The following is an 11,944-nucleotide window of genomic DNA, read 5'->3' on the forward strand; positions in this document are numbered from 1 at the left end:
GCGGCGTTGCCGCAGACGCTGATGTTCAGCGAGGCCGCCGAAGCAGCCGCCGCCGTTGCGCGTCTGCTCGACGCCAATCGCGCGGCGCTCGCGGCACTGGGCGAACGGCTGCGGGCCGCACCCCCTGCCGTGGTCGTCACCTGCGCGCGCGGCTCGTCCGATCATGCCGCCACCTACGGCAAATATCTGATCGAAACGCTGCTCGGCGTGCCCGTTGCCTCCGCCGCGCCGTCGGTATCGTCGGTCTATGCCGCACCGATGGCGCCCGGCACCGCACTCGTGATCGCGGTGTCGCAGAGCGGTCGCAGCCCCGATCTGCTCGCGACCGTAACGGCATATCGCGACGCGGGCGCGCATGTCGTCGCGTTCGTCAACGACGAGGCGTCGCCGCTCGCCGAGATGGCCGATACGATGATCGCGCTGAAGGCTGGCCCTGAGAAATCCGTCGCCGCGACCAAGTCCTATATCTGCGCGCTGGCGGCGTTCGCGGCGCTGACCGCGGCGTGGTCGGCGAATGCGGCGCTTGCCGAGGCGATCGACGCGCTGCCGACGCTGCTGTCGCGCGCGTTCGAGGCGGACTGGACATCGGTGGTCGACTCGCTCGCCGATGCCAACAACCTGTTCGTGATCGGCCGCGGCTATGGCTACGGGATCGCGCAGGAAGCCGCGTTGAAGCTGAAGGAAACCTGCGCACTGCATGCCGAGGCGTTCAGCGCCGCAGAAGTCCGCCACGGGCCGATGGCGATCGTCAACGACGGCTTTCCAGTAATCGCGTTCGCCACATCGGACACCGCCGGCGACGGCGTGCGGGACGCGGCAGCGGAGTTCCGCGCGCGCGGTGCCGTGTTGTGCCTCGCGGACGCCAAGGCTGACGGGGCAAGCGCGCCCGCCGCCTTCACCGCGCATCCTGCAATCGAACCGATCCTCATGATCCAGAGCTTCTACCGCATGGCCAATTCGCTCTCGCTGCGGCGAGGCCTCGACCCCGACGCGCCGCGCCACCTGAGCAAGGTCACCAAGACGGTATGAGCGGCCTCCAGATGCAGTTCGCAAACGGCACAATCGTCACCCCGGACGCGCTGCTGAACGGTGCGACGATCACGATCGATGGCGACCGGATCGTCTCGATCACAGGCGTGGACACTCGGGCCACTGATGCCATCGACCTCGCAGGCGGCTGGCTGCTCCCCGGTTTCATCGATACCCAGGTCAACGGCGGCGGCGGCGTTCTGCTCAACGACGAGCCGACCGTCGCAGGGATCGCCGCGATCGGTGCGGCGCACGCGCCCTACGGCACGACCGCGTTCATGCCGACGCTGATCAGCGATACGCCCGACGTGATCGCCGCGACGCTCGACGCGATGGACGCCGCAGTTCTGGCGGGCGTTCCCGGTGTGGTCGGCGCGCATATCGAAGGTCCCTGGATCAATCCGTCGCGCAAGGGCATTCACGACCCGGCCAAGTTTCGCCTGCTCGACGATGCCATGATCGAGCTGCTGATCCGGCCGCGCAAGGGCCGCGTGATGGTGACGCTCGCGCCAGAACTGACCGATCCCGCCTCGATCGCGCGATTGGTCGCAGGCGGGGTGATCGTCAGCGCCGGCCATACCGACGCCGATTACGAGACGATCGTCGCTGCGCTCGCCGCCGGGATGACGGGCATCACGCATCTGTTCAATGCGATGTCGCCGTTGCTGCACCGCGCGCCGGGCGTGGTCGGCGCCGCACTCGACGACCGCAGCGCCTATTGCGGTCTGATCGCCGATGGCCTCCACGTCCACGACGCCGCGCTCCGCCTCGCGCTCAACGCCCGCCCGCACGACCGGCTGATGCTGGTCAGCGACGCGATGCCGTCGGTCGGCGCTGTCGACAAGGATTTCCGCCTGCAAGGGCGGCTGATCCATGTCGAGGACGGCAAATGCTTCGGCGAGGACGGGACGCTTGCCGGCTCCGATCTCGACATGGCCGGCGCGGTCCGCAACCTGGTCGCGCGGACGCAGGCCGACGTGCCGACCGCCGCGGCGATGGCGGCGACCTACCCCGCCGCGTTCCTGGGCCTTTCGCACGAACGCGGCGCGCTCGCCCCTGGTTTGCGCGCTGACTGGGTAGCGCTCACCGCCGACCTAAGGCCCGCGGGCACCTGGATCGGCGGACGACTGGTGGCGGGCCCCCTCGCGATACAGGGGAACTAGACCATGAAGCCGATCATCCTGACGTCGCCCCTCCAGGGCTGGGCATCGCCGCTCGAGGCCGTCCCCGACCCGGTCTTCGCCGAACGGATGATGGGCGACGGGATCGCGGTCGACCCGACCGGCGATTGCCTGCATGCGCCGTGTGATGCGGTCGTGCTGAGCGTCCATGCCAGCGGCCATGCGATCACGCTGCGCACCGCCGAGGGCGCCGAGATACTGATGCACATCGGGCTCGACACGGTGGCGCTCGGCGGTCGCGGGTTCAACGCATGCGTGAGCGAAGGCATGACCGTCGATCGCGGCGATCCGCTGATCCGCTTCGACCTCGACCTGCTGGTCTGCGAGGCGCGTGCGGTGATCACGCCGGTCATCGTCACCAACCCGGAACGCTTCACGATCGTCCGTCGCGAGACCGATCGACTGGTCGGCGTCGGCGCGGCGATGATGACGCTCGAGCTTCGCGCGGACGCCGCCGACATGCCGATCGTCGAGGGCGACACCGTCCGCCGCACGATCGTCATGCCGTTGGTGCACGGCATCCATGCGCGCCCCGCGGCGCGGATCGGCGAGATCGCGCGCAAGTTCGTTGCCGACGTTAAGATCACTAAGGATGAGCGCGAGGGCAACGTCCGCAGCCCGGTCGCGCTGATGGCGCTCGGCGTAAAGCTCGGCGACGAAATCACGCTCGCCGCCACCGGTCCCGACGCCGCCGACGCGCTTGCCGCGATCGGCGACCTGATCCTCGGCGGCATGGGCGAGAAGCCCGGGGCGGGCGGAATTGCGCCACCGGCAGCAGTACCGTCCCTATCCTCGTTCCCCCGCGGGGGCGGGGGCCGAGGAGTCACGAACGATGGCGCTGCTGGGTCCTGGGCTCCCGCCTCCCCGGGGGAACAGGCAGCTGCGCGAACTCAGGTTGCAACGCTACCCGCCGACGGCCGCCTCCCCGGCGTCACCGCATCCCCCGGAATCGCGATCGGCCAGGCCGGCCTCTTCCGCCTCGCCGAGATCGCCGTCATTCGCGAAGGCGCCGACCCGACCACCGAACGCGCCGCTCTCGACGAAGCGCTCGCCACTGTCGCGACCCGCCTCGCCGCAAAATCGGCCACAGCGACCGGCGCCGAGCGCGCGATCCTGTCCGCGCATACTGCGCTGCTCGACGACCCGACGCTGACCGAAGACGCCCACGCCGCGATCGCGCAAGGCGACAGCGCCGCCTACGCCTGGCGCACCGCGATCCGTGCGCAGGCCGACGCGCTCCACGCCACCGGCGACGCGCGCCTCGCCGAACGCGCCGACGACATGCTCGATCTCGAACGCCAGGTGCTCCGCGCGCTCGCCGGCGAAGACCTCGACGAACGCCTCAGCTTCCCGCCCGGCACGATCCTGCTGGCGGACGACCTGCTCCCCTCGCATCTGCTCGGTCTCGACACCGCGTCGATCGTCGGCTTCTGCGTCGAGCGCGGCGGGCCGACGTCGCACGTCGCGATCCTCGCTGCGACCATGGGCCTGCCCGCCCTGGTCGCAGTCGGCCCCGCACTCGCTGAGATCGCCGCGGATACCCCGCTGATCCTCGACGCCGGTGCCGGCCTGCTCCACGTCGCCCCCGATGCCGGAACGATCGCGACCGCCCAAACCGCGTTCGACGCGCAGACCGAACGCCGCCGCGCCGCGCTCGCCAACGCCGCGCGCGAATGCCGCACGCAGGACGGCGTCCGGATCGAAGCGTTCGCCAATCTCGGGTCTGCCGACGATGCCGAAGCCGCGGTCCGCAACGGCGCCGAAGGCTGCGGACTGCTCCGCACCGAATTCCTGTTCCTCGAACGCGACAGCGCGCCCAGCGTCGCGGAACAGACCGCCGATTACCAGCGCATCGCCGACACCCTCGACGGTCGCCCGCTGATCGTCCGCCTGCTCGACATCGGCGGCGACAAGCCCGCGCCGTACCTCCCCATCGCAGCCGAAGAAAACCCGGCGCTAGGCCTGCGCGGCATCCGCGTCGGCCTAGCGCATCCCGAGATGCTCGACGCACAGCTGCGCGCGATCCTCGCGGTCCGCCCCGCCGGCCAGTGCCGGATCATGGTCCCGATGATCGCGAGCCTCGCCGAGCTCCGCGCGGTCCGCACCGCCCTCGACGCCGCAGCCGCCGCGACCGGCCACACCGATCCGATCGCACTGGGCATCATGATCGAGACGCCCGCCGCCGCGATCACCGCCGACCTGCTCGCCAGCGAAGCCGATTTCCTCTCGATCGGCACCAACGACCTGACGCAATACGCGCTCGCGATGGACCGCGGCAATCCGGCGGTGGCGAGCGACCTTGATGGGCTCCATCCCGCCGTGCTCCGCCTGATCGCGCGGACCTGCAAAGGCGGTGCGGTCCACAGCAAATGGACCGGCGTGTGCGGGAGCCTCGCCTCCGATCCGCTCGCCGTGCCGATCCTGATCGGGCTCGGCGTCACCGAACTCTCGTCCGCACCAGCGCTCGTGCCCGAAATCAAGGCACTGGTCGCGACGCTCACGATCGACGCCTGCCGCGCGCATGCCGCCGCCGCGCTCAACTGCATTTCAGCCGCGGACGTGCGAACGCTCGCCCGGGAGTTCCGCCCATGAAGTCGCTGCTCGAAGCCCTCCAGCCGCTCGGCCGCGCGCTCATGCTGCCGATCGCGGTGCTGCCCGTCGCCGGGCTGCTGCTGCGACTCGGCCAGCCCGACCTGCTCGACATCGCGGTGCTCAGCGCGGCCGGCGACGCGATCTTCTCGCATCTCGGCCTGCTCTTCGCGATCGGCGTCGCCACTGGCTTCGCGCGCGACGGCAACGGCGCCGCGTGTCTCGCGGGCGTCGTCTGCTACCTCGTCACGACGCAGGGCGCGCAGGCCCTGATGACCGTCCCCGTCGATGCGCTCAAGGGGTTCACCGGCGACACGATCGCGCTCGCCACCGCGGCGTGGAAAGCCAAGGCGATCGCGCGGCTCGACGTACCGATCGGCATCCTCTCGGGCCTGATCGGCGGCAGTTTCTACAACCGCTTCTCGACTATCGCGTTGCCCGAATATCTCGCCTTCTTCGGCGGTCGCCGGTTCGTCCCGATCGTCAGCGGGCTTGCGGGACTTGCGCTCGGCCTGATCGTTGGGCTCGGTTTCGGTGCGCTCAGCACAGGTATCGACGCGCTGAGCTACGGGATCAGCGGCGCCGGCGGGTTCGGCCTGTTCGCGTTCGGGTTGCTCAACCGATTGCTGCTCGTCACGGGGCTGCACCATCTGCTCAACAACATCGTCTGGTTCGTCGCCGGCGATTACCACGGGACGACGGGTGACCTTCGCCGCTTCTTCGCCGGCGATCCGACCGCGGGCGCCTTCATGGCCGGGTTCTTCCCCATCATGATGTTCGGCCTGCCCGCCGCGTGTCTCGCGATGTACCACGCCGCGTTGCCCGAGCGTCGCAAAGCGGTCGGCGGCATGCTGCTGAGCCTCGCGCTCACCTCTGCGCTGACCGGCGTGACCGAGCCGATCGAGTTCAGCTTCATGTTCCTTGCACCGGTGCTCTACGCTATCCATGCGGTGCTCACCGGGCTGTCGATGGCGCTGATGAACGCGCTCCGCGTGAAGCTCGGGTTCGGCTTCTCGGCCGGGCTGTTCGACTACGTGCTGAACTACGGCAAGGCGACCAAGCCGCTGCTGCTGATCCCGGTCGGCCTCGCCTATGCCGCGATCTACTACGTCCTGTTCCGGACCGTCATCAAACGCCTCGATTTGCCGACCCCGGGCCGCGAGCGTGACGTACCGGTCGCGGCCGTTGTCGTCGCCAAGAGCGAACGCGGTGCGGCCTTCGCCGAAGCGCTGGGTGGGGCTGCCAACCTCACCAGTGTCGGCGCCTGTACGACGCGGTTGCGGCTGATCGTCGCGAACCAGAAACTGGTCGACGAACCACGGCTCAAGGCACTCGGCGCGCGCGGCCTGATCCGGCCCTCGGCGAATGCGCTGCAGATCGTCCTCGGTCCGATCGCGGACTCGGTCGCGGTGGAGATCCGCGATGCGATCGCCGCCAGCGGCTCGGTGCCCGTTGCCGACCAGCACGCGTCGATCGCGACCAGCATCGCCAACACCGACGTCCAACTCACGCCCGCCACGCTCGCCGCGCTCGGCGGCCCGGACAATATCCGGACCGCAAGCCGACACGGCACCCGCCTGCGCATTCGCCTGAACGACGTCGATCGCGCCTCGACGCCGGCGCTCGAAGCGCTCGGCATCCATGCCATCGCCCGCCCGGCCCCCGGACTGCTCCACTTGTTGCTGGCCGGCGACGCGGACGCGGCGATTATCGCGGGCTAACCCCGACGCCGCGGACGCAACCCGCTCCAGCCATTCGCAGCGCGCTGCTTCAGACGGCGGGCTGGAAACGCCCTCGCCACGATCCTGCGAACCGGCCCCGCCGCGTCCCGTCGTTACCGCGTCGGCTGCTCAACGGCATCGAGCGCCTCGGCGATCAACGCCGCGACGACGGTCCAGCCGAGTGCGTCCGCTTCCGCCAGGGCGTCTTCCAGATGCTCGCGAAGGCGTTGATCGGGTTTTAGCGCGCGTTGGGGAATGGCACCGCTCCAATCCTGTCGATGGCGCTCTCGAGCCTCTACTCGAGTTCGCCGTTTTGTGGTCCGGCAAATGTTACATCAAATTGACCCGGTGCGCAGCAAAACCGTGTGTGCATGGCACCGCCGGCGATCTCGGGGGTTCTCTGTTCAACCATGCTTGCTTGAGGATTGGCATTATGAAGTTGATCGGGAAATTCGATACGCGCCGCGACGCCGAAATGGCCGTCGAGCGGCTGGTCCAGCAATTCGATATCGATCGCACCAAGATCGTGGTGGCGCCCGAGGGCGAGGCCAACTCCGCCGGAACCGAAGAAGCCGGGTCGGACAACGCGGCCGGCATGCCAAGTCCGGAGGCGCGCGACGATGCCGAATTGAACGGCCGGGTAGTCGTGACGGTCGAGGTCAGTGACGACGTTGCCGCTGCCGAAGTCCACGACGCGTTCGGCGAGTTCGACGCCGCCGAGCAGGGTGCGAAGTGACCGACACGAACGCGCTTCCACAGGCGCGCCAGCGTGAGATCGCGACCGAGCACCTGCTGTTCAAACTGATGGAATATGTCGAAGATCGACACCCCGGCCTGCTGGACTTCATGGAGCGGAGCCTCGACCATCTCGGCGACCCGGCAACCGACGGTACGAAGGATGATCAAGCAGTCCGCCAGGTCGCGAGCAGAATGATCGCAGGCGCGCGCAAACAGGGTGTGAGCTAGGGCTCACATTCTGGCGGGCGAACCTGCGGCGGCACGGACAACTTTTCAGCCTGTCCAAACCGATCGCGCAATGATATAGTACAACATTAAATCCTGGCGATGGGTCGAGACTAGAGTTGCAGTTGAAGACATCGATCAGGATCCGCGGGCGGCAAACGGAAGCGTGCCGAGAATGAATGCGCGCCACCGCGGTTCGGACTGTCTGACGGCGCTACGCCCGACGGTGTGCGATGCCGACTTTATGGGACGGCTTTGCCAGGCGCTCACGCTGGTCGTCGCGCTGTTTGCGCTGGTGTGCCAGACGGTCCTGGTTCGGGCCCATGTCCATCCGCATGCCGCCGTGGCGTCGGTCTACCAAGACGTAACAGCGGCGGACCCGCACAGCGCCGTTCGCCGCGGGCACCCGCCGCAAGACCAGCCGTCCAACTGCCCGATCTGCGAAGAGCTGGCGCATGCGGATGCGTATATCGTGCCGCAGCTCGCGACCATCACGCCACCGCCTCAGGCCGAGATCTGGGTCGGTGCAACCCCGCACCGTGGACCGTCCTGGTCAAGCCGCTCGCATGCATGGCGTAGTCGCGCACCGCCGCGCCCTCTCCAAGCCTGACACTAGTCTCGCCGGGCAGGCCGCAGCGACGCGGCCGCTCGCACCGCGTCGGACTCGCCCATCGGCGGCTCCGCGCGAGGTTCATGGAGCGTTCTTCAACATGCGACACCTTCTCTTGCTGGGTGCGGCCACCGCCGCGCTTGCGCCTTGCGCCGCCTCCGCCCAGCGCGCCGCCGATACCCCCGCCGCAACAACGACCATATCGTCGTCTCCGCCAACCGATCCTTCACCATCGGCAACCGCCCCCTCCTCAACGGAGGTCTTGCCGAAGGACATCGTCGTCACCGGGCGGCGGCTCGACGCCGCGCGCGATGCGATCCTGCCATCGCTGGGCGCAAGCGACTACACGCTCGACCGCGCGGACCTCCAGCGGCAACCCGGCGGTCTCGATCGCAGCCTTTCCCAGGTCCTGCTCCAGGCGCCGGGCGTTACGCTCGACAGCTATGGTGCGATCCACGTCCGCAACGAACACGCCAACCTGCAATACCGCCTGAATGGGATCATCGTTCCGGAAAGCATATCCGGGTTCGGATCGACCTTCGATCCGCACATCGCCGATTCGATCGACCTGCTGAGCGGTACGCTGCCCGCCCAATATGGCTATCGCACGTCGGGGGTCATCAACCTCAAGACGCGCACCGGCAATTTCGACAATGGCGGCGATATCGGCATCTATGGCGGCAGTCGCGGCACGATCGAACCGACCGCCAGCATCCACGGGTCGACCGGGCGGCTCAACTATTTCGCCTCGGGAAGTTATCTGGAAAACGATCTCGGAGTCGAGAACCCGACCGCGTCGCGCGATGCGATCCACGACCACACACGCCAATACCGCGCGTTCGGCTATCTCTCCGACATCCTGTCCGACAGCAGCCGGATCACCGCGTTCGGCGGCACCTCGATCGGATATTTCCAGATTCCGAACAACCCGGGGCAGGATCCAGCGTTCACGCTGAACGGCCGATCGTCCTTCGATTCCGCGAAACTCGATCAGAACCAGCGCGAGATCACGCATTACGGCGTGCTCGCCTATCAATATGCGGGCGATGCGCTCAATCTGCAGATCGCGCCGTTCGCACGCTATTCACAGACCCGCTTCACGCCCGATCCTCTGGGCGGGGACCTGATCCTGGCCGGCGTTGCCGATCGGTCGCGATTGTCGAGCCTGACGCTGGGCGTACAGGCGGATGGCAGCTATACGCTGTCGGACAGTCACACGCTACGGTTCGGTGTGTTCTTCCAGAACGAGCGGACCCGGTCGAACGTCACGTCGCGCGTCTTCTCGGTCGATGACGACGGCCAACAGACCTCGGACGTGCCGTTGTCGATCACGGACATGGGCGGAAAGACCGGACAGCTCTACGGCGTCTATCTGCAGGATGAGTGGTCGCTCACCCCGAAACTGACGTTAAACTACGGCGCGCGGTTCGACGCGGTGCGTGCCTACACGAACGAACAGCAGGTCAGCCCGCGCGCGAACCTTGTCTGGAAGGCGGCAAGCGCGACGGTCTTCCATCTCGGCTACGCGCGGAACTTCACGCCGCCACCGCAGGAACTGGTCGCGTCCCCGACCCTCGCGCTGTTCAACGGTACCACCAAGGCGACCGCGATCACGACCGCCGATCCGGTGCGCGCCGAGCGCGAGCATTATTTCGATGGCGGCGTTCAGCAGACTTTCGCGCCCGGCTTCAAGATCGGGATCGACGCCTATTACAAGATCAAGCGCAACCTGCTCGACGAAGGACAGTTCGGCCCGTCGCTCGTCCTCTCCCCATTCAACTATGCCAAGGGCTATGCCTGGGGCGTCGAACTGAGCACCAACTATACCAGGGGACCGCTGGACCTGTACGCCAACGTCGCGCGGGGCCAGGAAAAGGGCACCGACATCGTCTCCAGCCAATATTTCTTCGCGCCGGACGAACTCGCCTACATCGCCAATCACTACATCTTCACGGATCACTCGCAACGATGGACGGGATCCGGAGGCGGCAGCGTGTCTATCCACGACGGCATCGGCACGCTGGTTCCCGCAGTCGATGTCCTTTACGGCAACGGTCTGCGGTCCGACGATCCGGCGGGGATCATACCCAATGGCGGAAAACTGCCCTCGTACATCACCGCCAACCTCGGCATCGCGCAGAACTTCGACGGGCCGGGCATGATGAAGGGGCTGTCGATCAGCTTCAACGTCACCAACGTCGCGGACAAGACCTATCTGCTGCGCGATGGCTCCGGCGTCGGCGTCGGCGCCCCGCAATATGGTGCGCGACGTGGGTTCTTCGCCGGACTCCACAAAAGCTTCTGACGCGTGACATCGCCGCTCGGCCATCCCGCCGAGCGGCGATCACCGCGAGCCTCAGGGACACGACACGCGTCCTGCTGTTTACGGCTGTCGCGACGTCGTTGCCCGTTCGAGCCCCAGCCAGCGGCGCGTCGCGGGGATGCGGCGCAGCACCGTCGCTTCCGCGGCGAGAACCGCCAGCAGACTTGCCCCGAACAGCGGCATGCAGACGCCGAGCGTGACGATCGCCGCGACCAGCCCGACCCGAAACCGCGGGCGCGTCGACGGCAGGGGAGCGCCCAGCAAACCCGGTAGGCGGCGGCGCCACCACAGGATCGCCCCCGACACCGCGAGCAGGACGAGCAGGAGCGCGGTCAGCGTCCCGAGCAGCTGGTTGGCGAGGCCGAACAGCGCGCCTTCGTGGACGGCGATGCCATAACCGATCGCGCGATCGATCCAGTGCCGATCGGCGAAGTCGACATGCCCCAGCACGCGTCCGGTCCCGCCATCGACCTGCACCTCCAAGCGCAGCGGCCGATCGGCCGCATTCGACGATATCGTCCACACCCGATCGTCGTGCGCTGGCGGCGCAATCAGCACCGGCGGGGCAATCCGCAGCGGACGGACGGTCGCGATCACCCGGTCGAGTTCGCCAGGACGGACCGGCGATTTTCGCATCGTGCTATCCATCGCCATGCCCGCATGACCGGCATGCGGACCCGGCATCGCATCGGCGTCGGGTGTCGCCGGCCTACCACCGATCGTCCAATCGACCGGTCCCTGCGCGGTGCCGGTCAGTATGCGGACCTCGCCCAGGTACGTGCCCCAAGCGGTCGCCCACGGCAGCCCCGTGACGATCAGCCCGAGCGCGAACACCGACACCCAGATACCGACAGTGGCGTGGATATCGCGCCAGAACACACGTCTCCCACCCCGCAGGCGCGGATAAAGCACGCCCGCAAGCCCATTCCGTCCCCGTGGCCACCACAGATAGAGGCCGGTGAGGAGCATGACGATCGCCCAGCAAGCCGCGAGCTCGACGAGATAGCTGCCCGATGCCCCCGCCAGCAATTCGCCGTGCAGCCGCATCACCACGTTGAGCGGCCGTTCGTCCTCGTCGATCACCTTCAGGATCGCGTGCGAGCGCGGATCGACATAGACGCGGGTGTCAATCCCGTTCGCCGTGACGATCACACGCACGGCCTGTCGCGGATCGTCCGGAAGCACGTATGTGCGCAGCGACGACCCCGGCACCGCACGCATCGCCGCGCCGACCTCGGCATCGGCATCGGCATCGGCATCGGCATCGGCATCGGCATCGGCATCGGCGCCGGCATTCGTGGTAACCGTCCACCCCGCCACCGGCAGGCGGTCGTATGGACGATCCAGCCACGACTCCAGCTGCGGACGCCAGAGGTAGATCGTCCCCGTCAGTGCCAGCCAGATGACGAACGGGATACAGAATAGTCCGGCGTAGAAATGCCAGCGCCACACCGCGGTGTACCAGCGCGCGCCGGATCGCCGCCCATCGGTTTTAGATCCCTTCGAAGTCATCGAAGCTTCGTGGCCT

General features: G+C 67.7%; 9 protein-coding genes. 8 read left to right on the forward strand and 1 reads right to left on the reverse strand.

Going from position 1 to position 11,944, the window contains the following annotated elements; translation table 11 throughout:
* Nucleotides 1-21: 21 nt before the first annotated feature.
* The 8 genes from O6Y00_RS06220 to O6Y00_RS06255 all read left to right on the forward strand — a co-directional run bounded on the left by O6Y00_RS06220 (nucleotide 22) and on the right by O6Y00_RS06255 (nucleotide 10,398).
* A complete protein-coding gene (locus O6Y00_RS06220; protein ID WP_353441849.1) occupies nucleotides 22-1,029 on the forward strand; it encodes an SIS domain-containing protein in 1,008 nt (335 codons plus the stop codon).
* On the forward strand, nucleotides 1,026-2,192 hold the full coding sequence (gene nagA / locus O6Y00_RS06225; protein ID WP_353441730.1) for an N-acetylglucosamine-6-phosphate deacetylase: 1,167 nt from the start codon (nucleotides 1,026-1,028) through the stop codon (nucleotides 2,190-2,192). Before O6Y00_RS06220 ends, nagA begins: the two co-directional genes overlap by 4 nt.
* A gap of 3 nt (nucleotides 2,193-2,195) precedes the next feature.
* Complete coding sequence (gene ptsP, locus O6Y00_RS06230; RefSeq protein WP_353441731.1) at nucleotides 2,196-4,802, forward strand: phosphoenolpyruvate--protein phosphotransferase; 2,607 nt, start codon at nucleotides 2,196-2,198, stop codon at nucleotides 4,800-4,802.
* Entirely contained in the window at nucleotides 4,799-6,520 is a 1,722-nt protein-coding gene (gene nagE, locus O6Y00_RS06235; RefSeq protein ID WP_353441732.1) for an N-acetylglucosamine-specific PTS transporter subunit IIBC, read from the forward strand. Before ptsP ends, nagE begins: the two co-directional genes overlap by 4 nt.
* Nucleotides 6,521-6,953: 433 nt before the next feature.
* Nucleotides 6,954-7,256 (forward strand): hypothetical protein, encoded by a 303-nt coding sequence (locus O6Y00_RS06240; RefSeq protein WP_353441733.1) that lies wholly within the window; start codon nucleotides 6,954-6,956, stop codon nucleotides 7,254-7,256.
* Nucleotides 7,253-7,486 (forward strand): hypothetical protein, encoded by a 234-nt coding sequence (locus O6Y00_RS06245; protein ID WP_353441734.1) that lies wholly within the window; start codon nucleotides 7,253-7,255, stop codon nucleotides 7,484-7,486. The genes O6Y00_RS06240 and O6Y00_RS06245 overlap by 4 nt, the downstream gene beginning before the upstream one ends.
* Before the next feature lie 241 nt (nucleotides 7,487-7,727).
* Nucleotides 7,728-8,093 (forward strand): hypothetical protein, encoded by a 366-nt coding sequence (locus tag O6Y00_RS06250; protein WP_353441735.1) that lies wholly within the window; start codon nucleotides 7,728-7,730, stop codon nucleotides 8,091-8,093.
* 262 nt (nucleotides 8,094-8,355) lie between these two features.
* Nucleotides 8,356-10,398 carry a TonB-dependent receptor gene (locus O6Y00_RS06255; RefSeq protein WP_353441736.1) on the forward strand — a complete coding sequence of 681 codons (2,043 nt, stop codon included), beginning with the start codon at nucleotides 8,356-8,358 and terminating at the stop codon, nucleotides 10,396-10,398.
* Between the two features lie 78 nt (nucleotides 10,399-10,476).
* On the opposite strand, the gene O6Y00_RS06260 is transcribed toward O6Y00_RS06255, so the two are convergent.
* The gene (locus O6Y00_RS06260) at nucleotides 10,477-11,928 is read right to left on the reverse strand and encodes a PepSY-associated TM helix domain-containing protein (RefSeq protein WP_353441850.1); all 1,452 of its coding nucleotides are present in this window, start codon (nucleotides 11,926-11,928) and stop codon (nucleotides 10,477-10,479) included.
* Nucleotides 11,929-11,944 lie beyond the last annotated feature (16 nt).

It is taken from the genome of Sphingomonas faeni (assembly GCF_040407565.1).
GTDB classification, from domain to species: domain Bacteria; phylum Pseudomonadota; class Alphaproteobacteria; order Sphingomonadales; family Sphingomonadaceae; genus Sphingomonas; species Sphingomonas faeni_F.